This is a genomic window from Citrobacter sp. C348 (assembly GCF_047467975.1).
GTDB classification, from domain to species: domain Bacteria; phylum Pseudomonadota; class Gammaproteobacteria; order Enterobacterales; family Enterobacteriaceae; genus Citrobacter; species Citrobacter gillenii.
In genome coordinates this window covers 695,093-720,481 of the sequence record NZ_JASJUJ010000001.1, presented here as the reverse complement: position 1 = coordinate 720,481, position 25,389 = coordinate 695,093, and the positions used below count along the sequence as shown (strand labels likewise).

Genomic DNA, 25,389 nt, shown 5'->3' with positions numbered 1-25,389 from the left:
ATAACAAACAATACTCAGAGGAAAACACTATGACGCGCCGTGCTATCGGGGTGAGTGAAAGACCGCCGCTTTTACAGACAATCCCGCTTAGTTTGCAGCACCTGTTCGCCATGTTTGGCGCCACGGTACTGGTGCCAGTCCTGTTTCATATCAACCCGGCAACCGTCCTGCTGTTCAACGGGATTGGCACGCTGCTGTATCTCTTTATCTGTAAGGGGAAAATCCCTGCTTATCTGGGGTCCAGCTTTGCCTTTATCTCTCCGGTACTGCTGCTGCTGCCGTTAGGGTATGAAGTGGCGCTCGGTGGCTTCATTATGTGCGGCGTGCTGTTCTGCCTGGTTTCTTTCATCGTGAAGAAAGCCGGTACCGGCTGGCTGGATGTGATGTTCCCGCCTGCGGCAATGGGCGCAATCGTTGCCGTCATTGGTCTGGAACTGGCGGGTGTTGCGGCGGGGATGGCAGGCTTGCTGCCAGCAGAAGGACAAATGCCGGACTCTAAAACCATTATCATTTCGATGGTGACGCTGGGCGTAACGGTATTTGGTTCGGTACTGTTCCGCGGCTTTATGGCGATTATCCCGATTCTGATTGGCGTGCTGGCGGGTTATGCACTGTCGTTTGTGATGGGCGTTGTGGATACCACGCCGATTGCCGAAGCCCACTGGTTTGCGCTGCCGACCTTCTACACTCCGCGCTTTGAATGGGTGGCTATTCTGACTATCCTGCCTGCGGCGCTGGTGGTGATTGCCGAACACGTAGGACACCTGGTGGTGACCGCCAATATCGTGAAGAAAGATTTGATTCGCGATCCCGGCTTGCACCGTTCGATGTTCGCCAACGGCCTGTCGACGGTGATCTCCGGCTTCTTTGGTTCCACGCCTAACACCACCTACGGTGAGAACATCGGCGTAATGGCCATTACCCGCGTGTACAGCACCTGGGTCATTGGCGGAGCCGCCATTTTTGCCATTCTTCTCTCTTGCGTGGGCAAGCTGGCCGCCGCGATTCAGATAATCCCGCTGCCGGTTATGGGCGGCGTCTCACTGCTGTTGTACGGGGTGATTGGTGCGTCCGGTATCCGCGTGTTGATCGAATCAAAAGTTGATTACAACAAAGCGCAAAACCTGATCCTGACCTCGGTGATTCTGATCATCGGTGTGAGCGGTGCGAAGGTGCACATTGGTGCGGCTGAGCTGAAAGGCATGGCGCTGGCGACCATTGTCGGCGTTTGCCTGAGCCTGATTTTCAAAGTCATTAGTCTGCTGCGTCCGGAAGAAGTCGTTCTCGACGCTGAAGATGCTGACAGACCGCAACACTAAGTCTCTGACCGGGTGGCATCGCTGCCCGGTTCTATCGCGACGTATTTCTGTGGTAAACTCAACGCGATTTTATGCAATCCTGGGTTGAGGTATCTCTGAACACACCGGCACAGCTCTCTTTGCCACTTTATCTTCCTGACGATGAAACCTTCGCAAGTTTCTGGCCGGGGGATAACTCCTCTTTACTGGCCGCGCTGCAAAACGTGCTGCGTCAGGAACATAGCGGGTATATCTATCTCTGGTCGCGTGAAGGCGCGGGCCGTAGTCATTTGCTGCACGCAGCCTGCGCCGAGCTTTCTCAGCGCGGGGATGCCGTCGGCTATGTCCCGCTGGATAAGCGTACGTGGTTTGTCCCGGAAGTGCTGGACGGGATGGAGCATCTCTCGCTGGTGTGCATTGATAACATCGAATGCGTGGCCGGGGATTCCCTGTGGGAAATGGCGATCTTCGATCTCTACAACCGCATCCTGGAATCAGGAAAAACGCGCCTGCTGATCACTGGCGATCGTCCACCAAGGCAGCTTAATCTCGGACTGCCGGATCTGGCTTCTCGTCTGGACTGGGGGCAAATCTACAAACTTCAGCCGCTCTCGGATGAAGATAAGCTTCAGGCGTTGCAATTACGTGCCAGGTTACGCGGGTTCGAACTGCCGGAAGACGTGGGCCGCTTCCTGCTCAAGCGTCTGGATCGCGAAATGCGCACGTTGTTTATGACCCTGGATGAGCTGGATCATGCGTCGATCACCGCTCAGCGCAAGCTGACTATTCCGTTCGTCAAAGAGATTCTGAAGCTGTAAGCACCGCAGCCGGAAAGACTGCGGTGCATCACATTAGCCGACGATATCCAGCACCTGCTCCGGCGGACGCCCAATTCGCGCCTGGCCGTTGGCCACCACAATCGGACGTTCCATTAGTTTCGGGTTTTCCACCATCGCCTGAATCAGCGCCTCTTCACTCAGAGTCTCGTCCGCCAGGTTGAGCGATTTATAGAGATCTTCTTTCTGGCGCATCAGCTCACGCGCGCTGGACATGCCCAGCATCTGCAGCAGATTACGCAACGTTGCCGCGTCTGCGGGAGTGTCGAGATACAGCACTACTTCCGGCGCAACACCGTTAGACTTCAGTAATTCAAGCGTCTCACGGCTCTTTGAACAACGTGGATTATGGTAGATTTTAATCGCATCTGACATGACTTCTCCTTGCATAGCAATACTGCCGGATGGCGGCCAAAAGGCCTTATCCGGCCTACATACCGCGGCTGGCGTAGGCCGGATAAGACGCAATAGCGTCGCCATCCGGCAAGGGTTCGATAATTACATCTTCGTATAGGGTTTAAAGCGCTCTTGTAGCTGGCGTAGCTGATCGATACGGGCATCGTACCTTGCCTGCTGCTGGCTTCCCAGTTTCACCTGTGAACTTGCGCTGCTGAGCATAGAAATAGCCTGGTCGAGACGCCCCGCCAGCGCATAACCTTCCGCGCGCGCCGCCAGTTCCTGATCGCGGTTATTCAGCGTTGCTTCCGTTTGTGCTAACAGATCCCAGCCGTTGCCGTCATCCTTATAATTAAACGTATAACGATTCAGGATGGTGGCGGCCTCTTTGGCCTGACCGGCCTGTAAATAGGCATTCGCCAGGTTAAGCTGCAATACCGGGTTAACGCGCAAGTCGCGGGCGTTTTTCAGGCGGTTAATTGCCTCGCTGGTTTTCTTCTGACCGAGATCGATATCGGTCGCCAGGTCAAGATACCAGGCGTTGTTCGGATCGGCAGCCAGCAGCGGTTGTAGCGCCTTACGCGCCTCGTCGTATTTACTGGCTTCCATGGCCTGCAACGCACGACCGTATTGCGCTGCGCGCTGTTCGCGGACGTTGCCTTTCGCCCAGTTATCCAGCAGGTCGCTGCCCAACTGGTTGCGACCCGAGTTATACATGCCGAGGGTTCGCGCTTTTGCCAGGTAAAAATCTTCCGAGGATTGCACCACCGTCGGACGCATCTGGTTAGCGCGGTTACGCGCATCCGCCAGACGGCTTTCTGGCAGGGGGTGCGTCAGCAGAATTTCAGGCGGGCGCGTGGAATAGCGCGCCTGATCGAGCAGTTTTTCCAGGAACGTCGGCATGGCCTGTGGATCAAATCCTGAGCGTTGCAGGACCTGAATACCGATACGGTCCGCTTCCTGTTCATTTTGCTGCGTAAAGCTGATCATCCCCTGACGGGTGCCGGCCAGCGTACCGGTCAGTGCTGCCATCCCCGCCTGCGGACTGGCCATCGCCAACAGAATAGAACCCAGAGCCCCCACCCAGGTCAGCGGGGCAGAGCGCTTTTGGTCTTCCATGGCGCGCGCCAGGTGACGCTGCGTAACGTGAGAAATTTCGTGCGCCATCACCGACGCCAGCTGGCTTTCGTTATCGGAATAGCGGAAAAGCGCAGAGTGCAGCACAACGTTGCCGCCAAAGAAGGCAAAGGCGTTTATTTCATCGTTATTAATCAAAAAGAAATGGAAGGGGGTTTTGACGGAGTCCGCGTGTGAGACCAGACGCATCCCCAGAGAATTAATGTATTGAGTCAGCAAAGGATCGTTAATTAACGGCGCACTGCCGCGCAGCTGGCGTACGTAATAGTCGCCCATCTGCATTTCCTGCCCGATGGAAAGCGTGCTCCCTGCTGAGGTTCCCATATCCGGTAGGGTGTCCGCAGTGTCAGCAAATGCGGGCGCGACCTGACCGATGGCCAGTGCAGCAATGAGGGTAGCAACCAGGTTTTTTTTCAACTGCCTGAACATAACCTCTGTCCTGTATTCTTTTTTGAGATAGCCATTTGACCCATGCTGTGAAGTATCGTTCACCCTCAGCCAGCTTTGGGAGTGTAACTGCGAAATTCGACGATGAACACCCAGGAAAAATGTCTTTTCACTTTGCGTAAACCGCTATAAAAAGCGAAGTCTTTTTTGTGACATTTCGATACAATTCGGGATCGCAATCCCGCTATTGAGGTTCATGGAAGGGTTTTATGCTCGAGATGTTGATGCAATGGTATCGCCGCCGCTTTAGCGACCCTGAGGCTATTGCCTTGCTGATTATTCTGGTTGCCGGTTTTGGCATCCTTTTCTTCTTTAGTGGGCTGTTAGCGCCGCTGCTGGTTGCCATTGTGCTGGCTTATCTGCTGGAATGGCCCACCGTGCGGCTGGAAAATATCGGCTGTTCAAGGCGTTGGGCGACATCCATTGTACTGGTGGTGTTCGTCGGTATTCTGCTGCTGATGGCGTTTGTGGTAATGCCGGTCGCGTGGCAGCAGGGGATCTACCTGATTCGTGATATGCCCGGCATGCTTAACAAGCTGTCTGATTTTGCCGCCACCTTGCCGCGACGGTATCCGGCGCTGATGGATGCCGGCATCATTGATGCGATGGCAGAGAATATGCGCGCGCGAATGCTCAATATGGGCGATTCCGTGGTGAAATATTCGCTGGCTTCGCTGGTCGGATTGCTGACGCTGGCGGTGTATCTGGTTCTCGTTCCGCTCATGGTGTTCTTCCTGGTGAAAGACAAAAGCCAGATGCTGAATGCCGTACGTCGGGTGCTGCCACGTAATCGCGGGCTGGCCGGGCAGGTCTGGAAAGAGATGAACCAGCAAATCACCAACTATATTCGCGGCAAAGTGCTGGAAATGGTGGTGGTAGGCGTCGCCACCTGGCTGGGCTTCCTGCTGTTTGGCCTCAACTACTCCTTGCTGCTGGCTGTACTGGTCGGTTTTTCAGTCCTGATCCCGTATATCGGTGCCTTCGTGGTGACCATCCCGGTGGTGGGCGTGGCGCTGTTCCAGTTTGGTCTCGGGACCGAGTTCTGGAGCTGCTTTGCCGTGTACCTGATCATTCAGGCGCTGGACGGCAATCTGTTGGTCCCAGTACTGTTTTCCGAAGCCGTAAACCTGCATCCACTGGTGATTATTCTGTCGGTGGTGATTTTTGGCGGGCTGTGGGGATTCTGGGGCGTATTCTTTGCTATTCCGCTAGCGACGTTAATCAAAGCAGTCGTCCATGCCTGGCCGGATGGTCAGACGATTGACGAGTCATAGACCCTGACGCCCGGCGGTGCAATGCCGCCGGGCCAGAACTTGTCTGACCTCTATACACACTTTCTGAATAATCTTCCTGGGTGTCGTTTTTCTCCGTATTAGCCTTTAACTTGACCAATGTGATGTCTTTTTGTCACACAAGGAATAAGACCAACAGGAGAAAAAAATGGGTCACAACACGCACACGCAACAAAAAGCGGGATGGGTTGGCTATCTCGCCTTTTTCGTCACTATTATCCTTTTTTCCGGCATGTTTTCGAAAAGTACCGACTGGTGGCGGGTGTTCGATTTCACCGTTCTCAACGGCGCATTTGGGCAGATAAACGCGGCAGGCGAGACGGCGGTCTCGTTTCGCGGTGCCGGCGGGATGGGCGCAAAAGATGGCTTTTTATTTGCGCTGGAACTGGCGCCCTCCGTCATTCTGTCACTTGGCATCATCTCCATTACCGAAGGCTTGGGAGGGTTGCGCGCGGCGCAGCAGCTAATGACGCCGGTCCTGCGCCCCTTACTCGGCGTTCCGGGTATTTGCTCGTTGGCGCTGATTGCGAATGTGCAAAATACCGATGCCGCAGCCGGAATGACCAAAGAGCTGGCGGAAGAGGGGATTATCACCGAGCAGGAACGCGCTATTTTTGCCTGCTGGCAAACCAGCGGTAGCGCGTGTATCACCAACTATTTTTCCTCAGGCGCGGCGCTGTTTACGATGGTTACCGTTCCGGTGATAACGCCACTGGCGGTGATCCTGGTCTTCAAATTTGTCGGCGCGAACCTGCTACGGCTGTGGATCGCGCAGCTTGAAAATCGCCGTACGCAGCAGGAGGCCTGAGATGACAACACACGTACGTAAAAATGTCATGGATATGTTCATCGATGGCGCAAGGCGCGGGTTTACCATTGCCACCACCAGCCTGTTACCGAACGTGGTGATGGCGTTTGTGATTATTCAGGCGCTAAAGGTAACGGGGTTGCTCGACGTCGTTGGCCGGGTGTGCGAACCGGTAATGGCGCTGTGGGGATTGCCGGGGGAATCCGCCACCGTGCTGTTGGCGGCGGTGATGAGTATGGGCGGCGGCGTTGGCGTTTGCGCCAGTCTGGTTGTTGCCGGTACGCTTTCAGGACATGATGCCACGGTATTGCTACCGGCCATCTACCTGATGGGCAATCCAGTGCAAAATGTCGGACGCTGTCTGGGGACTGCGGGGGTTCATCCTCGCTATTATCCGCTTATTATTGCGGTATGCGTGATTAATGCGCTGCTCTCTATTTGGGTTATGCAGGTAATTGCCTGACAAGGAAGGTTATGAACTGTTCAATTCTTGGTCTGACGCTATTCCAGCGTGGACACGTTTACGCCCCTGAAGATTTGGGGCAACAGGATATTCTGGTTGCGGGCGGCAAAATTGTCGCCATCGCGCCGTCTATCCTGGCAGACGACTTTCCCGGCTGTCAGTGTATCAATCTCGACGGCGCGATTGTGTGTCCGGGATTTATCGATCAACACGTTCATTTGATTGGCGGTGGCGGAGAGGCCGGCCCCCACACCCGCACACCGGAAGTGCGCCTGTCACGACTGGTTGAAGCGGGTATCACCTCAGTGGTGGGATTGCTGGGTACCGATGGAATTACCCGTCATCCGGAGTCGCTGTTGGCGAAAACCCGAGCACTGGAATATGAAGGCATCAGTGCCTGGATGCTCACCGGCGCGTATTCATTACCCTCCCCCACCATTACCGGCAGTATTGAGCGCGATGTAGCGCTGATCGACAAGGTGATAGGGGTGAAATGTGCGATTTCAGACCATCGCTCATCAGCCCCGAATACCGCGGTGCTGGCGAATATGGCAGCGCAGTCGCGCGTCGGCGGATTATTAGGGCGCAAGTCGGGGATTAGCGTCTTCCATATGGGTGACAGCCCGCGCATGCTGGAGCCGCTGTATGACGTCCTCGCGCATTCAGATGTGCCGATAACCAAACTGCTGCCAACGCATGTTAACCGCGCGGAACCGCTCTTTGAGGCCGCCTTAGGCTATGCCCGCAAAGGCGGTTATATCGACATTACCAGCAGTATTGATGAGCCTGTGGATCCGGCAACAGCCATCGCGACCGCGCTGCGCAGCGACGTTCCGCTGTCGCGGATTACCTTGAGTTCAGACGGTAACGGCAGCCAGCCGGAGTTTGATGAACAGGGCAATCTGACGGGGATTGGTGTGGCCGGATTTGAATCACTGGCACACACGCTGCGCCAGCTGGTGACGGTTCATGCCATTCCTCTGGAGCAGGCATTGTGTCCGCTCACGCGCACGGTGGCGGAGTTTCTGGGGCTTGGGCATAAAGGACGTCTGGCGGTGGGATGCGATGCGGACATTCTGGTGCTGAGCGACGCGCTGGAAGTGAATGACCTGTGGGCGAAGGGGAAATCCGTGGTGAAAGAGAAAAAGGCGTGCGTTAAAGGGACGTTTGAGTAACCGGGCGGTTATCTGCCGGATGGCGACGCTAAAGCATCTTATCCGGCCTACGTGCGTGCATTTGTAGGCCGGATAAGGCGTTCACGCCGCCATCCGGCATTTCACGGTCAGGCGTTTTCCAGAACCCATTTCAGCACGATGTCGTGGTGATTGCTGGTTTTGAAATCATCAAACACATGTTCAATCTTGCCGTCAGCATCCACCAGGAAGCTGATGCGATGAATGCCATCATAGGTTTTACCCATAAATGACTTTTCTCCCCAGACGCCAAACTGCTCGCAAACCTGGTGATCTTCATCGGACAGGAGCGTGAAGTTAAGCACTTCCTTCTCCACGAAGCGGGAAAGCTTCTCCGGTTTATCGGTGCTGATACCCAGCACTTCCACACCGGCTTTTTTTAACTGATCCATGTTATCGCGTAAGCCACAGGCCTGTACGGTACAGCCGGGCGTCATGGCTTTCGGGTAGAAATAAACCAGAACACGCTGTCCCTGGAAGTCGGTTAAATTTACTTGTTCTCCGTCTTGATCCGGCAAGCTAAATTTCGGTGCGATATCACCGGCTTTCAGTGGGTTCATTACTTAACTCCATCCTGTTCATCATGCTGTGAGTAATTGACGACGTTAATACTGCCTTGCGCATTGAGTTCTGTACAGAGTGCTTTAAACGCATCCTCAATATTTGCCGAATCGTGTGATGCAGGGCTATGTGCGGTAATCTGAATAAACAACTGGGCAGCCTTTCCGTTCTCCGCCGGTTGAGTGCGAGAAACCAGTTCGGCAATATTCATTTGATGACTGTCGAAAAGGGCAGTAAAGCGCTCAATCAAATGGGGAGAGTCAGGGACATCAACTTGCACCCATACCGTGGCGGGCATCGCCGGGCGGGGACGGGCGGTTGTACGCTTCATCACAATCAATAAATCCAGCTCTGCGCCTTTCAACGGCAAGGTTGATTCAATCAGGGTGATGGCATTCCAGGTGCCAGACAACAGCATGATAAATGTAAACTCGTCACCCAGCATGGCCAGTCGGCTGTCTTCAATATTACAGCCACAACTGCTGACATGACGAGTGATGGTGTTCACAATTCCTGGGCGGTCGGCACCCAGCGCAGTAATGACCAGATAGTGTTGCGATGACGATGTCAAACCTGTTCTTCCTTTGAGCGGTGAGGTAATTATAAGGAAAGCATAAAAAAAACATGCATACAACAATCAGAAGGGCTCTGGTCGCTTGCTTTTATTGTCGTACCAAACGTACCATTGAGACACTTGTTTGCACAGAGGATGGCCCATGTTCACGGGAAGTATTGTCGCGCTTATTACGCCGATGGATGAGAAAGGTAAAGTCTGCCGGTCGAGCCTGAAAAAACTGATTGATTATCATGTCGCCAGCGGCACCTCGGCGATCGTTTCGGTTGGCACTACCGGTGAGTCCGCCACGCTGAGTCATGATGAACATGGCGATGTGGTGATGATGACGCTGGAGCTGGCCGACGGGCGTATTCCGGTGATTGCCGGAACTGGCGCCAATGCGACCGCAGAAGCCATTAGTCTGACGCAGCGTTTCAACGACAGCGGTATTGTCGGCTGCCTGACGGTGACGCCTTACTACAACCGCCCGACGCAGGAAGGTTTGTTCCAGCATTTCAAAGCCATCGCTGAACATACTGACTTGCCACAAATTCTGTATAATGTGCCGTCCCGTACTGGCTGCGATATGCTGCCGGAGACCGTGGGTCGTCTGGCGAAAGTAAAAAATATTGTCGCTATCAAAGAGGCCACAGGGAACTTAAGTCGTGTTCACCAGATCAAAGAGCTGGTTTCAGACGATTTTATTCTGCTCAGCGGTGATGACGCGACCGGGCTGGACTTTATGCAGCTCGGTGGTCATGGCGTGATTTCCGTTACCACTAACGTAGCGGCACGTGAAATGGCTGAAATGTGCAAACTGGCGGCAGAAGGGCGTTTTGCCGAGGCGCGGGTGATTAACCAGCGTTTGATGCCGTTACACAACAAACTATTTGTCGAACCCAATCCTATCCCGGTGAAATGGGCATGTAAGGAATTGGGTCTTGTGGCAACCGATACGCTGCGTCTGCCGATGACGCCAATCACGGACAATGCTCGTGATATCGTCAAAGCGGCGCTTAAGCATGCCGGTTTGCTGTAAAGTTTAGGGAGATTTGATGGCTTACTCAGTACAAAAGTCGCGCCTGGCCAAGGTTGCGGGTGTTTCGCTAGTTATGTTGCTCGCGGCCTGTAGTTCTGACTCGCGCTATAAGCGCCAGGTGAGCGGTGATGAATCCTATCTGGAGGCCGCACCGCTTGCTGAGCTTCACGCGCCAGCTGGGATGATTCTGCCGGTCACGACCGGTGATTATAACATCCCGGTAACCAACGGCAGCGGTGCTGTTGGTAAAGCGCTGGATATTCGCCCACCGGCTCAACCGCTGGCATTGGTTAGCGGTGCTCGTACCCAGATCGCAGGTGATACGGCAACGTTGCTGGTGGAGAATGGTCGTAGTAACACGCTGTGGCCGCAGGTCGTTAGCGTGATTCAGGCGAAAAACTACACCATTACCAAACGTGATGATGCCAGTCAGACTCTGACGACCGATTGGGTTGACTGGAACCGTCTTGATGAAGACGAGCAGTATCGCGGACGTTATCAAATCTCGGTTAAACCGCAGGGCTATCAGCAGGCGGTAACGGTGAAACTGGTTAACCTTGAGCAGGCCGGTAAGCCGGTGGCAGATGCTGCATCAATGCAGCGCTACAGCGCTGAGATGATGAACGTTATCTCTGCGGGTCTGGATAAGACCGCCACCGACGCCGCGAATGCCGCGCAGAGCCGCTCTGCCGCCACCATGGATGTTCAGAGCGCCGCCGATGACACCGGCTTGCCGATGCTGGTGGTACGTGGACCGTTCAACGTGGTGTGGCAGCGTCTGCCAGCAGCACTTGAGAAAGTGGGTATGAAAGTGACCGACAGTACTCGTTCTCAGGGCAGCATCGCCGTAACCTACAAACCGCTGTCCGATAGCAACTGGCAGGAACTGGGCGCGAGCGATCCGGGTCTGGTATCCGGCGACTACAAACTGCAGGTCGGTGATTTAGACAACCGCAGCAGCTTGCAGTTTATCGATCCGAAAGGACATACTCTGACGCAAAGCCAGAACGACGCGCTGGTCGCCGTCTTCCAGGCAGCATTCAGTAAGTAAAAATCAAGGGCTGGATAACTCCAGCCCTTTTTTCTGGTATGATACGCAAACGTGTGCGTCAGCAGAAAAACGCAATATTTATCGTTATTTCACACCCAGGAGTAATAAAGATGCAAAAGCAAGCTGAGCTGTATCGTGGTAAAGCGAAGACCGTATACAGCACGGAAAACCCGGACCTGTTGGTGCTCGAATTCCGCAATGATACGTCAGCAGGGGATGGCGCGCGCATCGAACAGTTCGATCGTAAAGGCATGGTGAACAATAAGTTCAACCATTTCATTATGACCAAGCTGCAAGAAGCGGGCATTCCGACCCAAATGGAGCGACTGCTATCCGATACCGAATGTCTGGTGAAAAAACTGGAGATGGTCCCGGTCGAGTGCGTGGTGCGTAACCGCGCGGCAGGTTCCCTGGTGAAGCGTTTAGGCGTTGAGGAAGGTATTGAACTGAATCCGCCGCTGTTTGATCTGTTCCTGAAAAACGATGCTATGCACGATCCAATGATTAACGAGTCCTATTGCGAAACGTTTGGTTGGGTGAGCAAAGAGAATCTGGCACGAATGAAAGAGCTGACCTACAAAGCCAACGACGTGCTGAAGAAAATGTTTGATGACGCGGGCCTGATTCTGGTCGACTTCAAACTTGAGTTTGGTTTGTATAAAGGTGAAGTGGTTCTGGGCGACGAATTCTCTCCGGACGGTAGCCGTCTGTGGGACAAAGAAACGCTGGATAAAATGGACAAAGACCGTTTCCGCCAGAGTCTGGGCGGCCTGATCGAAGCCTATGAAGCTGTCGCACATCGCCTGGGTGTGAAGTTAGACTGATCCCTTCCTGAGCCGGCGATCGCTCTCCGGCTCATCAATTCCCCCCTGGTTTGATTACTCTTTCTTATGGTAATCCTGTTCCGAACCGCCTACGATCATCATCATAATGAATAAAAAGTTGAGGTGATTATGCGCTGGCAAGGGCGTCGCGAAAGCGACAATGTAGAAGACAGACGTAACAGTTCGGGCGGCGGACCTTCTATGGGCGGGCCGGGCTTTCGTTTGCCACGTGGTAAAGGCGGCATCATCCTGCTGATTGTGGTCCTCGTTGCCGGTTATTATGGCGTCGATCTCACCGGGTTAATGACCGGCCAACCTGTTTCGCAGCAGCAATCCACGCGATCCATTAGTCCGAATGATGATGAGGCGGCCAAATTTACCTCGGTGATCCTCGCCACGACCGAAGACACCTGGGGCCAGCAGTTTGAAAAAATGGGCCGTACTTATCAGCAGCCTAAGCTGGTGATGTACCGTGGCGCGACGCGAACCGGATGTGGAGCAGGCCAGTCAGTGATGGGGCCATTTTATTGCCCTGCGGACGGCACGGTCTATATCGATCTCTCCTTCTATGACGACATGAAAAGTAAGCTCGGTGCTGACGGTGATTTTGCTCAGGGCTATGTCATTGCCCATGAGGTTGGCCACCACGTGCAGAAACTACTAGGCATAGAACCGAAAGTTCGCCAGATGCAGCAGAATGCCTCGCAGGCGGAAGTGAATCGTCTTTCCGTGCGTATGGAGCTGCAGGCCGACTGCTTTGCTGGCGTCTGGGGCAACAGTATGCAGCAGCAGGGCGTGCTGGAAACGGGCGATCTGGAAGAAGCGCTGAACGCCGCCCAGGCAATTGGTGACGATCGCCTGCAGCAGCAGGGGCAGGGACGCGTGGTACCGGACAGCTTTACGCATGGCACCTCTGAACAGCGCTATAGCTGGTTCAAACGTGGTTTTGATAGCGGCGACCCGGCGCAATGTAATACTTTTGGCAAAGGCATTTAAGATCCTGAGGCAGGGATGTCCGATAACACCGCACTGAATGCGTTAACTGAACACATGGCCCGGGAAGGCATCCGTCGTCTGCTGATTATTAGCGGCGAGGGTCTGTGGCCTCAGGAGCGGGCGCTCGCGCTACGCAACACATTACCCGGCGACTGGCTTTGGGTGGGGGCAACGGCTCCCGCTGAACCGTACTGCACGCCGCAAGCGCTACAAACGTTACTGGGGCGTGAGTTTCGCCATGCGGTTTTTGATGCCCGTCAGGGATTTGACGCTGCGGCGTTTGCCGCCCTAAGCGGTACGCTGCGTGCCGGAAGCTGGCTGGTGCTGCTGACGCCCCCCTGGCTGACCTGGCAAACACATCCCGATGTGGATTCACTGCGCTGGAGTGATTGCGCCGAACCTATCCCTACGCCGCACTTTGTCGAACACTTTCAACGGGTGATGACCCGTGACGGACAAACCCTGCACTGGCAACAGCATCAGCCTTTTGCGCCTGGACATTTTCCCGCGCGCGCTCGCTGGCAGCCAGCCAACGGCGAGCCTCAGCCAGAGCAGGCGGTCATTTTACAGCAGCTGCTGGATATGCCGCCCGGCGTGGCGGCGGTAACCGCCGCGCGAGGCCGGGGTAAATCCGCGCTGGCCGGGCAGTTGATATCACGCATGAAGGCAAGCGCCATTGTTACCGCCCCGGCAAAAGCGGCGACGGATGTGCTGGCGCAGTTTGCCGGAGAACGTTATCGCTTTATGGCGCCAGATGCGTTACTCACCGGCAGCGAAACCGCTGACTGGTTGATTGTGGATGAAGCGGCCGCTATTCCCGCCCCGTTGCTGCATCAGCTGGTTTCGCGTTTTCCACGTGTGCTGTTGACTACCACCGTTCAGGGCTACGAGGGAACCGGCAGAGGGTTCTTATTGAAGTTCTGCGCGCGTTTCCCCCATCTTCTGCGTTATGAACTGCAGCAGCCCATCAGGTGGGCTCAGGGGTGTCCGCTGGAACAAACCGTCAGTGAGGCGCTGGTGTTCGACGATGACACTTTTTTGCATCCCCCTCAAGGCGATATCCACTTCTCCACCTTTGAGTCGGCGGCCTGGCATAGCAACCCGCATCTGCCGCTGGCGGTATACCGGCTGCTCTCCGGGGCGCATTACCGTACGTCTCCACTGGATTTGCGTCGAATGATGGACGCGCCTGGCCAGCATTTTATGCAGGCATCGGCGGCTGACGCGGTGGTGGGGGCCGTCTGGTTGGTGGATGAAGGCGGCTTATCCGCTGAACTTAGCCAGGCCGTCTGGGCAGGTTATCGTCGTCCAAGAGGAAACCTGGTGGCGCAGTCACTGGCGGCGCACGGCGGCGATCCGTTGGCGGCAACGCTCATTGGGCGGCGGGTAAGCCGAATTGCGGTTCATCCTGCTCGCCAGCGAGAAGGTATCGGGCAGCAGTTGATTATGCAGGCCCAGCGTTACTCCACGCAGTGTGACTATCTGTCGGTCAGTTTTGGGTATACGGTCGAGCTATGGCGTTTCTGGCAGCGCTGTGGTTTTGTTCTGGTGCGTATGGGCAATCACCGCGAAGCCAGCAGCGGCTGCTATACCGCCATGGCGTTATTGCCCATCAGCGAGGCGGGAAAACGCCTGGCCGCAACCGAACACCTGCGCCTGCGTCGGGATGCTGACGTTCTGGCACAGTGGAACGATGAGGCGATCCCGGTCGTGCCGCTGAAAGAGACTACGCTTAATGATGACGACTGGCAGGCATTGGCTGGATTTGCCTTTGCGCATCGGCCGCTGCTCACGTCGTTAGGCTGTCTGAGTCGCCTGCTCCAGGGCAGCGAGCTACCTCTTCCGGCATTGCGCGGACGTGTCGACGAGAGATGCGGCGACGCTGAACTGTGCCTACGACTGAAGGTGCCCGGGCGTAAAGCGCTGTTGTTGGTTCAGCGAGCTGAAGCGGCGCAGGCGTTGGCCCAGAACGATGCGGCCCGGACGCAACAGCTACAGAATCGCATTATGCAATGGCAATTTTTTCACTGACTTCTTCAATTTCCTGGCATGGTCATTGCGATTAAGCGGCGTAGAATTACTCTTATCAGTTAAGGAGATCGCCATGAAACATGACCATTTTGTTGTTCAAAGTCCCGATAAACCCGCGCAACAGCTGTTGCTGTTGTTTCATGGCGTCGGCGATAACCCGGTTGCTATGGGCGAAATTGGTTCCTGGTTCGCCCCGCTGTTCCCGGATGCGCTGATTGTCAGCATTGGGGGGGCACAGCCTTACGGTTCCACCGGCGGACGTCAGTGGTTTTCGGTGCAGGGTGTAACGGAAGAGAACCGTCAGGAGCGGGTTGATGCCATCATGCCGGTGTTTATCGAAACCGTGCGTTACTGGCAGAAGCAAAGCGGCGTTTCGCCTCAGGCTACCGCGCTGATTGGTTTTTCTCAGGGGTCTATTATGTCGCTTGAGAGCATCAAAGCCGAGCCGGGACTGGCGTCGCGGGTCATTGCCTTCAATGGCCGCTACGCCACTTTGCCGGAGACGGCAACCACCGCGACGACAGTGCATTTGATTCACGGCGGGGAAGACCGGGTGATCGAGTTATCTCACGCCGTTGCCGCGCAGGAAGCATTAATTCGTGCCGGAGGGGATGTGACGCTGGATATCGTCGAGGATCTTGGCCATGCCATTGACGATCGCAGCATGCAGTTTGCGCTCGATCATTTGCGGTTTACCGTACCGAAGCACTACTTCGATGAAGCACTAAGCGGCGGTAAGCCCCACGATGATGATGTGATCGAAATGATCTAGCCCGTAGGCCGGATAAGGCGAGGCCGCCATCCGGTACTTAATGCCGGGTGGCGCTAACGCTTACCGGGCCTACGGGACTGCGTTTATTTCTTCGGCTGATCCTTGTTCGGCCAGTCATCGTCATCATCCCATTTATCGTTAAAGTCGCGATGCGGGGGAAGCTCCGGTTTATTGGCGAGAAATTTTTTATGGTCAACGCGCTTGAGATCTTTAATCACGTTCAGCAGTACGCCTACCAGAAAAACCAGTACTAAAATCCACCAATACTTTGCCAGCAAGTCCATGCTCATTTCCTCTTGCAGGAACGCTCATCAGGCGACGAGCTGCTCCATGATACGTTGATACATACGGGCAAGCAGCTGCAGGTCGGCGGCATTAACACATTCATTAATTTTATGAATGGTGGCATTGACCGGCCCAAGTTCTACTACCTGCGCCCCCATGCGGGCAATAAAGCGCCCGTCGGATGTCCCGCCTGTAGTCAGTAACTGCGGTTTAATTTCATTATAGTGCTCAATGGCGTTGACCACTGCATCCACCAGTTTACCGCGATCCGTCAGGAACGGCTGACCGGAAAGCCACCAGTCGACGGTATAACGCAGCTGATGCTTATCCAGCAGCGCCAGCACCCGCGATTTGATCATCTCATCGTTGAGTTCGGTGCTGAACCGGAAGTTGAACTGAACAAAAAGCTCGCCGGGGATGACGTTATTGCTGCCGGTTCCTGCCTGAATATTGGCAATCTGCATGCTGGTCGCGGGGAAAAATTCATTGCCCTGATCCCATTCAATGCTTACCAGTTCATTCAGCATCGGCGCCGCGCGGTGCACCGGGTTATCGGCCAGATGCGGATAGGCCACGTGTCCCTGAACCCCGTGAATCGTCAGGTTGCAGGTCAGCGAACCCCGACGCCCGTTTTTGACCACGTCGCCGACGATTTCAGTACTGGACGGCTCGCCGACCAGGCAATAGTCCAGTCGCTCGTTACGGGCCATCAGCGCTTCAACCACCTTTACAGTGCCATTTTTCGCGCTGGCTTCTTCGTCAGAGGTGATTAAAAATGCCAGACGGCCTTTATGATTAGGATGTTGGGCGACAAAGCGTTCTGCCGCCACGACCATCGCCGCCAGTGAACCTTTCATATCGGCAGCGCCGCGCCCGAACAGCAGGCCGTCGCGGATTGTCGGTTCAAATGGCGGATTGATCCAGCGATCAACATCGCCGGCAGGCACGACGTCGGTGTGACCGGCAAATGCCAGCGTCTCACCCTGTCCGCGCCATGCCCAAAAATTCTGTGTGTCACCAAAATCCATACGCTCAACGGTAAAACCTACCGCGCGCAGGCGCTCAATCATTAACGCCTGGCACCCGGCATCATCCGGGCTCAGAGAAGGACGGCGAATAAGCTGCTGTGTCAGCTCAATAACCGGGCACGACATAGACTACACCTCATTAAAAAACAGAGTATAACTGGATTCACTAAAACCCAGCAGCATAGGCTTACCCGGCGCGCAGAGCAATGGGCGTTTGATAATTGCAGGCATTTCAATCATCAACGCGGCGGCGGCGTCAGCCGTGGTGATGTGGCTACGCGTGGCTTCGTCCAGTTTACGCCAGGTGGTCCCGCGCGTATTGAGCAGCGGCTCCCAGCCTAACTCGCTGATAAAGGACTGCATGAGTGCGTTATCCAGACCGTCAACGCGATAATCATGGAAGCGGTACTCAATACCGCGTCCCTCCAGCCAGCGTCGGGCTTTTTTAATTGTATCGCAGTTTTTAATGCCGTAAAGGGTGATCATTTGAATCCTTATTGACGTAATTTGAATATTTATTCTTAATCTGTGTTATTGCAGATAATACATAGTGTCACTCAATCGTTATAGAAAAATATAACATTGTTGAACAACAGTGAATAATGATTCCTGAAAGTTCCAGAATCAGGGATGGCGTAAAATTCAGAATTTACTGCTTTGCATCTGACTGTTTTTCCATCAGAATTGTCAAAGTCGTAGATTATGTATGAATATTTCAAAATATTGCCGTAAGTCACATAAAATTTATGGGTATAGCACATAGTGATGACATACACCCCACACTCGGGAGGATGCAATCACAACCATTGGTTAAATTGTCTTCTTTTAATGATGATGATTTCGTAGAATGCTCATAATAATAAGAGAGGTTGTTATGATTGAACGTGAACTGGGGAACTGGAAAGACTTTATCGAAGTGATGCTTCGTAAATAAATTTCTGGCAGACATCCTGATCCCGCAAGGGATAAAAAAAGGCGACTCATAATAAGTCGCCTTTTTTGTGCTCTGATTATTCCGGGCGTGGCTTCAACGGGAAGCGCCTGCGTACCAGCACAAAAAACAGAGGCACGAAGTAAATAGCCAAAATGGTGGCGGATATCATCCCGCCCATCACGCCGGTCCCTACCGCATGCTGACCGCCGGAGCCTGCGCCGCTGCTGATGGTCATCGGCAGCACCCCGAAGATAAATGCCAGCGAGGTCATTAAAATTGGACGTAAACGCTGACGACAGGCGTGCAGCGTGGCGTCGAGCAAATCGTGTCCTTTTTCATTCATCTCATTGGCGAACTCAACAATTAATATCGCGTTTTTCGCCGACAGCCCGATAACTGTTAATAGCCCGACCTGGAAATAAACGTCGTTTTCCAGACCGCGCATCCAGGTCGCCAGCAGCGCACCAATCACCCCCAACGGCACTACCAGCATGACGGAGAACGGTACCGACCAGCTTTCGTACAGCGCCGCCAGACACAGGAACACCACCAGCAGCGAAATAGCGTACAGGGCAGGGGCCTGAGAGCCCGAGAGCCGTTCCTGATACGACATCGCCGTCCATTCGAGGCCAAACCCAGTCGGGAGCTGATGCACCAGCGATTCCATCACGTCCATTGCCGTCCCGGTACTGACGCCGGGCGCGGCTTCGCCGACGATCTCGACGGCAGAGTAGCCGTTGTAGCGTTCCAGACGCGGTGAACCGGTTTCCCAGCGCGAGGTGGCAAACGCCGAGAACGGCACCATACCGCCGCTATTGTTGCGCACGTACCACAGGTTGATGTCGTCAGGGAGCATGCGATATTTCGCCGCCGCCTGCACGTAGACTTTTTTCACACGGCCGCGGTCCATAAAGTCATTGACGTAACTGGAGCCCCAGGCTGTCTGCAGCGTGTCGTTGATATCATCGATAGAAACCCCCAACGCCTGTGCTTTGCGCTGATCGATATCAATTTGCAGCTGCGGGCTGTCGTCGAGGCCATTATGACGTACGCGGGTGAGAGAGGTGTCCTTCCCGGCAAGTTCTATCAGTTTGTCCCGTGCGGCCATTAACGCGTCATGACCCGCACCGGCGTGATCCTGCAACTCCATATCAAAACCGGCAGAGCTACCCAGGCCGCTGATGGCCGGAGGGCTGCTGGCAAAAACGCGCGCCTCTTTAATCTGGTTAAAGGCTTTGGTGGCGCGTTCGATAATGGCAAATGAGGTGCCGGTGGTCGTGTCGCGATCGTCCCAGTCTTTTAAGCGGACGAACATACGCGCTACGTTCTGCCCGTTGCCACCAGGGCCAGAGCCGACGGTTGAGAAGACCGACATGATGTTGTCTTTTTCATGGGTGAAATAATACTTCTCGACTTCTTCCACCACTTTTAATGTTTGCTGCTGCGTGGAACCGCTGGGCAGCTGTACCGAGGTGGTAAACATGCCGCGGTCTTCCAGCGGCAGGAACGAGGTTGGCAGGCGCAGGAACAGGAATACCATGCCGCCGAGCAGCAAGCCGTAGATCAGGATCCAGCGCAGGCTGCGATGTAAAATTCGGGCAACGCCTTTTTCATAGCGTTCAGCATTGCGGTTAAACATGCGGTTAAACCAGCCGAAGAACCCGGTCTGACCGTGATGTTCACCCTTATGCAGCGGCTTGAGCAATGTGGCGCACAGGGCCGGGGTCAGGATCATCGCCACCAGCACCGACAGCACCATTGCCGAGACGATGGTTATCGAGAACTGGCGGTAAATCGCCCCGGTGGTGCCGCCGAAGAAGGCCATTGGGATAAACACCGCCGACAGCACCATGGCGATACCCACCAGCGCACCCTGGATCTGCCCCATCGATTTCCGCGTGGCTTCACGCGGCGAGAGGCCTTCCTCGCTCATGATGCGCTCGACGTTCTCCACCACCACAATGGCATCATCGACCAGCAGGCCTATGGCCAGCACCATCGCAAACATCGTCAGCGTGTTGACGCTGTAACCAAAGGCATAGAGCACGGAGAAGGTGCCCATTAACACCACCGGGACGGCGATGGTTGGGATAAGCGTCGCACGGAAGTTTTGCAGGAACAGATACATCACGAGGAAGACCAGCGAGATGGCTTCCAGCAGCGTTTTGACCACGTCGATAATCGACGCTTTGACGAAGGAGGTGGTTTCATACGCCACCTTGTATTCCAGTCCGTGCGGGAAATATTGCGACAGCTCATTCAGGCGATTGATAACCAGATTCGCCGTCGCCATTTCATTGGCGCCAGAGGCTAATTTCACCCCCAGACCGGAGGCCGGATTGCCGTTAAAGCGGCTGAGGTAATCGTATTTCTCTGCGCCCATTTCGACTGTGGCGACGTCGCCCAGTTTGACGTCGGAACCGTCCTGGTTCACGCGCAGCGTAATCGCGCGGAAATCGTCCGGCGTTTGTAGCAATGACTGAGCATTGATCGTCGCATTCAGCGCCTGTTTGTCCACCGAAGGCGTACCGCCGAGTTGGCCAACCGCAATTTGCGCATTCTGCGACTCAATAGCGTCGGTGACGTCTTTGGCGGTCATCTGGAAGCTGTTCAGCTTGGCCGGGTCGAGCCAGATACGCATGGAGTATTGAGAGCCGTAGGCGTCAATATCCCCCACGCCGTTAATACGGCTGAGCGGGTCCTGAATATTACTCGCCACGTAGTCGGCAATATCCTGCTTGTCCATTGAGCCGTCGGTGGAGACAAAGGCGATAGTCAGGATATTGGTATCCCCGGTTTTACGTACCGTCACCCCCTGATCCTGTACCGCCTGCGGCAGCTTACGCATCGCCGACTGCAGTTGGTTTTGTACCTGCTGTACGGCTTCGTCAGGATCGGTCCCTGCCACAAAACTGAGCGTCACCGACGCCTGGCCGGTTCCGCTGCTTTGCGACGACATATACATCAGGTTATCGAGACCGGTCATGTTTTGCTCGATAACCTGGGTGACGGTATTTTCCAGGGTTTGTGCCGACGCACCTGGATAGTTTGCGGTGACGCGCACGTTCGGCGGCGCCAGATCGGGATATTGCTCAACGGGCAGCGAAAAAATAGCCAGGGTTCCTGTGAGACACAACAGGATAGCTAACACCCAGGCAAAAATGGGGCGATCGATAAAGAAATTCGCCATTAAAAGAGGACCTCGTGTTTCTGCGTATCGTTATCGGTATGACTTGCTTCACTGTAGCGGCAAGGTACGGGCCAAACGTGGAGAAAAAAAGAAGATAATGTAAATTATCATACGCGTTTACAGCGTACCTTTCGTGCCAACGCCGTCTGGACTGGATGCAGACCAGACGGCGCATTGCTGTTCTTTACGTTAGCTGACTTTCCGTCTCTGCCGATCGAAAACTAATGCTGACCAGCGTGCCGCCCCCGGAGGGTTGCGAGAAGGTCAGTGTACCGCTGAGTCTTTCCGCGCGCTCACGCATAATATTCAAACCATAATGCCCCGCAGGTTCTTGCGGTTCACCGATGCCGACGCCGTTATCGCGGATATACACGGTATGATTCCCATCTGGTGCAGTCACGCAGCTGACGGCAATTTCGCTCGCACTGGCGTGTTTAATGGCGTTCAACACCGCTTCGCGGATGATCTGCAACAGATGCACCTGCATTTGCGCATCCAGCGCCAGCGTCGGTAGCCGGCAATCGAGCGTCAGTTTAGCCGATGTTTGGTTTTGCAGCGTTTCCAGCATTTCATGCAGGGCAGAAGGCAGATCGGCCTGCTGTAAGGTCAGGCGGAAGGTGGTGAGCAACTCGCGCAGTTGACGATACGCATCGTTCAACGCCTGGGAGAAATCGGCCATGATACTCTGCGCCGGGGCATTATCTTCCGGAATCGAACGCTTCAGTAGCGTTAACTGAATGCGCAAATAAGACAGCACCTGTGCCAGCGAGTCATGGAGCTCACGCGCGATGGTCGCTCGCTCTTCCATTAACAACAGCTGCTGAAAATGTTTTTGCGCCTGGTTGAAGTACAGGCCGCGTCCCAGCATGGTTGACACACTATTAAGCAGCGGCGTAGAAGCACTCACGTTAGGGCTTTGCCAGTGTAGTTCGCCATAGACGGTGTCCTGCATGGTGACCGGCAGGATCTGCATCGGCAGGTCGGCACTTTTCGTTCCTTCGCTGATCCGCCAATTATCCCCGACGGTGAGTTCCAGGAAATATGCGGCGTCGTGCTCGCGGACAATTTGTAAAATATGGCGGAAGCAGTGCACGTCAATTTGGCTGGTATTCAGCGCCTGAGAGCACTGATACAGCACTTCCAGGCGGCGATTGGCTTCGTGAAGATCGTGTGTTTTTTCCGCCACGGAGGCTTCCAGCGAGCGGTACAGTTTATGCAGTTCACTCGACATCTGGCTAAACGTCTTCGCCAGCAGCCCCAGTTCGTTGGGCAAGCCGGTATCCAGTTGGGGGATATCAAACTGACCGTGTTCAATCTGCTGGCTGGCCATCACCAGCTTATTGAGGGGACGTACCACCTGCTGGCGAATCCGCCGCAGAGTAAAGAACACTAGCGTAAATATGCCGATCCCGCCTGCCAGCGAGATACCAAACACCAGCATCACTTTGCGCTCAGCATAATGCTGCAGCGCCAGCACGAAGAGGTCGATTTGATTGACATAGTTGTTGATATTGGCCTGATACCAGGGCAAATCGCCACTTATCAGCCGGGCGTTCATTTCCAGCCAGTTCGCATGCAGACGTCCATAGCGGCTTTTTACCGCTTCTGGAACATACCAGGCGTTTAGATTTTGTAATGCCGGCGCGTTTAACGCCTGCTGAAAAAGCTGGCGGTGGGCGCTGATCTGCGGGCTTTGGCTTTGCAGGTCATACCCCAGCCGATAGCTTTGCATACGCAGGGAACCGGCAATATTAATCGCCTCCGCGTCGCGCAAACTGCTGGTGAGCGTAAGCAGCGCAATACCCGTAGAGAGAATTGACAGCAGCACGATGTAGAAAAAAGCCTTGGCTAAACTGGCCGAGACAGGACGCTTTACCGTCACTCGCACATCCTCACACCATGCGCCTCGCGCCTGGTTGCAGCCCGAAAGACTCAGTGTATTTGTTAAATGTTAATAAAATCGCCATGAAACAGGATGGTAACTGAAACACAATTTCATATGCGATGAAATAAATTGATCTGCCACAGGTTCTGGATAAATAGTTGTACTTTCTGGGCAAATGGACATTGCCGCTCACTTCAGGGTCGGTTAATAACAGTCATATAAAGAATAAGGTTTTTGCAACCAAAAAAGAAGGAAGCCATGAATCGTTTTATTATGGTCAACAGCCAACAGTGCCTGGGATGCCACGCCTGTGAGGTCGCCTGTGTCATGGCGCATAACGATGAGCAGCATGTCCTGAGCCAACGGCATTTTCAGCCGCGCATTACCGTCATCAAACATCAGCACCAGCGCAGTGCGGTGACCTGCCGCCACTGTGAAGACGCGCCCTGCGCCAGAAGCTGCCCGAATGGCGCCATCTGCCATGACAATGACAGCGTGCAGGTGGACGCGAAAAAGTGCATTGGCTGTAAATCCTGCGTTGTTGCCTGTCCATTTGGCACGATGCAGATCGTACTGACACCCGTGGCGAAAGGAAAGGTGAAAGCGACCGCGTATAAGTGTGATTTGTGTCAGGGGCGGGAAAAGGGACCGGCCTGCGTCGAAAATTGTCCGGCGCAGGCGCTACAGCAGGTAACGGAAAGCTCGCTTGCCGGTCTGTCAAAAGCACGCAGGCTGCGCGCAGCCAGTCAGGAGAGTCAACCCTGGCATGCGATTGCCAGCGGAGTGACGCCGCATGTCACGAGTAAAGTTGAACAAATGCAGGCCACGCCCGCGCGCGGTGAGCCCGATAAACTGCCGATTGAAGCCCGCAAAACCAGCTTTGATGAGATTTATCTGCCGTTCCGCACGGCGCAGGCTGAACGGGAAGCCTCCCGCTGCCTGAAGTGCGGTGAGCACAGTATTTGCGAGTGGACGTGCCCGCTGCACAACCATATTCCACAGTGGATCGAACTGGTGAAAGCCGGAAACATTGACGCAGCGGTCGAGCTTTCGCACCAGACCAACTGCCTGCCGGAAATCACCGGACGCGTCTGTCCGCAGGACCGACTCTGCGAAGGGGCCTGCACGGTACGTGATGAACACGGTGCGGTCACCATTGGCAATATTGAACGTTACATCTCTGACCGCGCGCTGAGCAAAGGCTGGCGACCGGACTTAAGCCATGTACAGAAAGTCGATAAACGCGTCGCCATTATCGGCGCGGGCCCGGCGGGGCTGGCCTGTGCGGATGTGTTAGCCCGCAACGGCGTCAGCGCTACCGTTTTCGATCGCCACCCTGAAATTGGCGGCTTACTGACGTTTGGTATTCCGGCCTTCAAACTGGATAAATCATTGCTGGCGCGCCGTCGTGAAATCTTCAGTGCCATGGGTATTCATTTCGAGCTGAACTGCGAAGTCGGCAAGGACGTGACGCTGGCCGCGCTGCTGGATGACTACGATGCGGTGTTCGTGGGCGTCGGGACCTATCGTTCGATGAAAGCGGATCTGCCGAATGAAGACGCCCCCGGTGTATATGACGCGCTGCCGTTCCTGATTGCCAATACCAAGCAGGTTATGGGACTGGATGAACTGTCGGAAGAGCCGTTTGTTGACACCGCCGGACTGAACGTCGTGGTGCTCGGCGGCGGCGATACGGCTATGGACTGCGTGCGCACTGCGCTGCGCCACGGGGCAAGCCAGGTCACCTGCGCTTACCGTCGGGATGAAGCCAACATGCCCGGTTCTAAAAAAGAGGTCAAAAATGCCCGCGAAGAGGGGGCTAACTTTGAGTTTAACGTCCAGCCGGTTGAGCTGGTGCTGAATGCCGAAGGGCGTGTCAGCGGCGTGCGTTTCTTACGTACCCAGCTCGGTGAGGCTGATGCACAGGGGCGTCGTCGTCCGGTTCCTGTCGCCGGGAGTGAATTTGTGATGCCTGCTGATGCAGTGATCATGGCGTTTGGCTTTCATCCGCACGGCATGCCGTGGCTCGAGGCGCACGGCGTGAAGGTCGATAGCTGGGGACGTATCGCTGCTGATGTTGAGAGCGCTTACCGTTATCAAACCACGAACCCGAAGATTTTTGCCGGGGGCGACGCGGTGCGCGGAGCCGATCTGGTGGTGACGGCCATGGCAGAAGGGCGTCATGCCGCACAGGGGATCGTCGACTGGCTGGGTATAAAATCAGTTAAATCTCACTAATCAGCGAGTAGGCCGGATAAAACGCGTTAGCGTTGTCATCCGGCAATGCGCCGCATGATTGCCTGATGGCGCGTCGCTTATCTGGCCTACATTGCGCGCAGACAAACCCGGTTTCACGGCGTAGTATTA

The 25,389-nt window shown here is 54.8% G+C and carries 23 protein-coding genes; 14 read left to right on the top strand and 9 right to left on the bottom strand.

Annotation, left to right across the window (positions count from 1 at the left end):
• The first annotated feature begins 29 nt into the window (after positions 1 to 29).
• Both uraA and QNN86_RS03465 read left to right on the top strand, forming a co-directional pair.
• A complete protein-coding gene (uraA, locus tag QNN86_RS03470) occupies positions 30 to 1,319 on the top strand; it encodes a uracil permease (RefSeq protein ID WP_181617576.1) in 1,290 nt (429 codons plus the stop codon).
• Between the two features lie 95 nt (positions 1,320 to 1,414).
• The gene (locus QNN86_RS03465; protein WP_212726261.1) at positions 1,415 to 2,116 is read left to right on the top strand and encodes a DnaA inactivator Hda; all 702 of its coding nucleotides are present in this window, start codon (positions 1,415 to 1,417) and stop codon (positions 2,114 to 2,116) included.
• Positions 2,117 to 2,149: 33 nt separating this feature from the next.
• Here the strand turns inward: QNN86_RS03465 and arsC are convergent, their stop codons facing one another.
• Positions 2,150 to 2,509, bottom strand: a complete 360-nt coding sequence (gene arsC, locus QNN86_RS03460; protein ID WP_181617574.1) for an arsenate reductase (glutaredoxin) — start codon at positions 2,507 to 2,509, stop codon at positions 2,150 to 2,152.
• Positions 2,510 to 2,632: 123 nt separating this feature from the next.
• Positions 2,633 to 4,096, bottom strand: coding sequence for a beta-barrel assembly-enhancing protease (bepA, locus tag QNN86_RS03455; protein WP_279277844.1), 1,464 nt, complete (start codon positions 4,094 to 4,096; stop codon positions 2,633 to 2,635).
• Positions 4,097 to 4,323: 227 nt separating this feature from the next.
• Between bepA and QNN86_RS03450 the strand changes: the two genes are divergently transcribed.
• From QNN86_RS03450 to iadA, 4 genes are all read left to right on the top strand, one after another.
• Positions 4,324 to 5,388 carry an AI-2E family transporter gene (locus QNN86_RS03450; RefSeq protein WP_096756194.1) on the top strand — a complete coding sequence of 355 codons (1,065 nt, stop codon included), beginning with the start codon at positions 4,324 to 4,326 and terminating at the stop codon, positions 5,386 to 5,388.
• Between the two features lie 166 nt (positions 5,389 to 5,554).
• Positions 5,555 to 6,214 (top strand): nucleoside recognition domain-containing protein, encoded by a 660-nt coding sequence (locus QNN86_RS03445; RefSeq protein ID WP_117343530.1) that lies wholly within the window; start codon positions 5,555 to 5,557, stop codon positions 6,212 to 6,214.
• Between the two features lies 1 nt (position 6,215).
• Positions 6,216 to 6,677 (top strand): YjiG family protein, encoded by a 462-nt coding sequence (locus QNN86_RS03440; protein ID WP_115257801.1) that lies wholly within the window; start codon positions 6,216 to 6,218, stop codon positions 6,675 to 6,677.
• 11 nt (positions 6,678 to 6,688) lie between these two features.
• On the top strand, positions 6,689 to 7,852 hold the full coding sequence (iadA, locus tag QNN86_RS03435; protein ID WP_414210629.1) for a beta-aspartyl-peptidase: 1,164 nt from the start codon (positions 6,689 to 6,691) through the stop codon (positions 7,850 to 7,852).
• Positions 7,853 to 7,959: 107 nt separating this feature from the next.
• On the opposite strand, the gene bcp is transcribed toward iadA, so the two are convergent.
• Positions 7,960 to 8,430 (bottom strand): thioredoxin-dependent thiol peroxidase, encoded by a 471-nt coding sequence (gene bcp, locus QNN86_RS03430; protein ID WP_181617570.1) that lies wholly within the window; start codon positions 8,428 to 8,430, stop codon positions 7,960 to 7,962.
• Complete coding sequence (locus QNN86_RS03425; protein WP_003037954.1) at positions 8,430 to 9,002, bottom strand: glycine cleavage system transcriptional repressor; 573 nt, start codon at positions 9,000 to 9,002, stop codon at positions 8,430 to 8,432. Before QNN86_RS03425 ends, bcp begins: the two co-directional genes overlap by 1 nt.
• Before the next feature lie 145 nt (positions 9,003 to 9,147).
• Between QNN86_RS03425 and dapA the strand changes: the two genes are divergently transcribed.
• From dapA to ypfH, 6 genes are all read left to right on the top strand, one after another.
• Positions 9,148 to 10,026, top strand: coding sequence for a 4-hydroxy-tetrahydrodipicolinate synthase (gene dapA / locus QNN86_RS03420; RefSeq protein ID WP_096756200.1), 879 nt, complete (start codon positions 9,148 to 9,150; stop codon positions 10,024 to 10,026).
• A gap of 16 nt (positions 10,027 to 10,042) precedes the next feature.
• Positions 10,043 to 11,077: an outer membrane protein assembly factor BamC gene (gene bamC / locus QNN86_RS03415; protein WP_181617569.1), complete on the top strand. Its 1,035-nt coding sequence runs from the start codon at positions 10,043 to 10,045 to the stop codon at positions 11,075 to 11,077.
• 110 nt (positions 11,078 to 11,187) lie between these two features.
• Entirely contained in the window at positions 11,188 to 11,901 is a 714-nt protein-coding gene (purC, locus tag QNN86_RS03410) for a phosphoribosylaminoimidazolesuccinocarboxamide synthase (RefSeq protein WP_096756202.1), read from the top strand.
• A gap of 129 nt (positions 11,902 to 12,030) precedes the next feature.
• Positions 12,031 to 12,897 carry a neutral zinc metallopeptidase gene (locus QNN86_RS03405; protein ID WP_117343535.1) on the top strand — a complete coding sequence of 289 codons (867 nt, stop codon included), beginning with the start codon at positions 12,031 to 12,033 and terminating at the stop codon, positions 12,895 to 12,897.
• Between the two features lie 15 nt (positions 12,898 to 12,912).
• The gene (locus QNN86_RS03400) at positions 12,913 to 14,928 is read left to right on the top strand and encodes a tRNA(Met) cytidine acetyltransferase TmcA (protein ID WP_414210628.1); all 2,016 of its coding nucleotides are present in this window, start codon (positions 12,913 to 12,915) and stop codon (positions 14,926 to 14,928) included.
• Between the two features lie 73 nt (positions 14,929 to 15,001).
• Entirely contained in the window at positions 15,002 to 15,700 is a 699-nt protein-coding gene (gene ypfH, locus QNN86_RS03395) for an esterase (RefSeq protein WP_181688889.1), read from the top strand.
• Positions 15,701 to 15,783: 83 nt separating this feature from the next.
• On the opposite strand, the gene QNN86_RS03390 is transcribed toward ypfH, so the two are convergent.
• Genes QNN86_RS03390 through QNN86_RS03380 form a run of 3 tightly spaced genes read right to left on the bottom strand, consistent with a single transcriptional unit; the run spans position 15,784 to position 17,499 of the window.
• The gene (locus QNN86_RS03390; protein WP_096756206.1) at positions 15,784 to 15,984 is read right to left on the bottom strand and encodes a hypothetical protein; all 201 of its coding nucleotides are present in this window, start codon (positions 15,982 to 15,984) and stop codon (positions 15,784 to 15,786) included.
• Between the two features lie 27 nt (positions 15,985 to 16,011).
• Entirely contained in the window at positions 16,012 to 17,139 is a 1,128-nt protein-coding gene (gene dapE / locus QNN86_RS03385; RefSeq protein WP_279277847.1) for a succinyl-diaminopimelate desuccinylase, read from the bottom strand.
• Positions 17,140 to 17,142: 3 nt separating this feature from the next.
• Positions 17,143 to 17,499 (bottom strand): ArsC family reductase, encoded by a 357-nt coding sequence (locus QNN86_RS03380; protein ID WP_279277848.1) that lies wholly within the window; start codon positions 17,497 to 17,499, stop codon positions 17,143 to 17,145.
• Positions 17,500 to 17,887: 388 nt separating this feature from the next.
• Between QNN86_RS03380 and ypfM the strand changes: the two genes are divergently transcribed.
• Positions 17,888 to 17,947 carry a protein YpfM gene (ypfM, locus tag QNN86_RS03375; protein WP_001386977.1) on the top strand — a complete coding sequence of 20 codons (60 nt, stop codon included), beginning with the start codon at positions 17,888 to 17,890 and terminating at the stop codon, positions 17,945 to 17,947.
• Between the two features lie 76 nt (positions 17,948 to 18,023).
• On the opposite strand, the gene acrD is transcribed toward ypfM, so the two are convergent.
• Both acrD and narQ read right to left on the bottom strand, forming a co-directional pair.
• A complete protein-coding gene (acrD, locus tag QNN86_RS03370; protein ID WP_414210627.1) occupies positions 18,024 to 21,137 on the bottom strand; it encodes a multidrug efflux RND transporter permease AcrD in 3,114 nt (1,037 codons plus the stop codon).
• A gap of 184 nt (positions 21,138 to 21,321) precedes the next feature.
• Entirely contained in the window at positions 21,322 to 23,019 is a 1,698-nt protein-coding gene (gene narQ, locus QNN86_RS03365; protein WP_414210626.1) for a nitrate/nitrite two-component system sensor histidine kinase NarQ, read from the bottom strand.
• 261 nt (positions 23,020 to 23,280) lie between these two features.
• On the opposite strand from narQ, the gene aegA reads away from it, so the two are divergent.
• Positions 23,281 to 25,260, top strand: coding sequence for a formate-dependent uric acid utilization protein AegA (gene aegA, locus QNN86_RS03360; protein ID WP_414210625.1), 1,980 nt, complete (start codon positions 23,281 to 23,283; stop codon positions 25,258 to 25,260).
• The last annotated feature ends 129 nt before the right edge of the window (positions 25,261 to 25,389 follow it).

Coding starts and splice junctions, on each gene's coding strand:
- QNN86_RS03440 (WP_115257801.1), top strand. CDS start 6,216: ATGACAACACACGTACGTAAAAATGTCATGGATATGTTCATCGATGGC.
- iadA (WP_414210629.1), top strand. CDS start 6,689: ATGAACTGTTCAATTCTTGGTCTGACGCTATTCCAGCGTGGACACGTT.
- QNN86_RS03380 (WP_279277848.1), bottom strand. CDS start 17,499: ATGATCACCCTTTACGGCATTAAAAACTGCGATACAATTAAAAAAGCC.
- ypfH (WP_181688889.1), top strand. CDS start 15,002: ATGAAACATGACCATTTTGTTGTTCAAAGTCCCGATAAACCCGCGCAA.
- purC (WP_096756202.1), top strand. CDS start 11,188: ATGCAAAAGCAAGCTGAGCTGTATCGTGGTAAAGCGAAGACCGTATAC.
- arsC (WP_181617574.1), bottom strand. CDS start 2,509: ATGTCAGATGCGATTAAAATCTACCATAATCCACGTTGTTCAAAGAGC.
- acrD (WP_414210627.1), bottom strand. CDS start 21,137: ATGGCGAATTTCTTTATCGATCGCCCCATTTTTGCCTGGGTGTTAGCT.
- uraA (WP_181617576.1), top strand. CDS start 30: ATGACGCGCCGTGCTATCGGGGTGAGTGAAAGACCGCCGCTTTTACAG.
- dapE (WP_279277847.1), bottom strand. CDS start 17,139: ATGTCGTGCCCGGTTATTGAGCTGACACAGCAGCTTATTCGCCGTCCT.
- bcp (WP_181617570.1), bottom strand. CDS start 8,430: ATGAACCCACTGAAAGCCGGTGATATCGCACCGAAATTTAGCTTGCCG.
- dapA (WP_096756200.1), top strand. CDS start 9,148: ATGTTCACGGGAAGTATTGTCGCGCTTATTACGCCGATGGATGAGAAA.
- QNN86_RS03390 (WP_096756206.1), bottom strand. CDS start 15,984: ATGGACTTGCTGGCAAAGTATTGGTGGATTTTAGTACTGGTTTTTCTG.
- QNN86_RS03450 (WP_096756194.1), top strand. CDS start 4,324: ATGCTCGAGATGTTGATGCAATGGTATCGCCGCCGCTTTAGCGACCCT.
- bamC (WP_181617569.1), top strand. CDS start 10,043: ATGGCTTACTCAGTACAAAAGTCGCGCCTGGCCAAGGTTGCGGGTGTT.
- QNN86_RS03445 (WP_117343530.1), top strand. CDS start 5,555: ATGGGTCACAACACGCACACGCAACAAAAAGCGGGATGGGTTGGCTAT.
- bepA (WP_279277844.1), bottom strand. CDS start 4,096: ATGTTCAGGCAGTTGAAAAAAAACCTGGTTGCTACCCTCATTGCTGCA.
- QNN86_RS03405 (WP_117343535.1), top strand. CDS start 12,031: ATGCGCTGGCAAGGGCGTCGCGAAAGCGACAATGTAGAAGACAGACGT.
- aegA (WP_414210625.1), top strand. CDS start 23,281: ATGAATCGTTTTATTATGGTCAACAGCCAACAGTGCCTGGGATGCCAC.
- QNN86_RS03400 (WP_414210628.1), top strand. CDS start 12,913: ATGTCCGATAACACCGCACTGAATGCGTTAACTGAACACATGGCCCGG.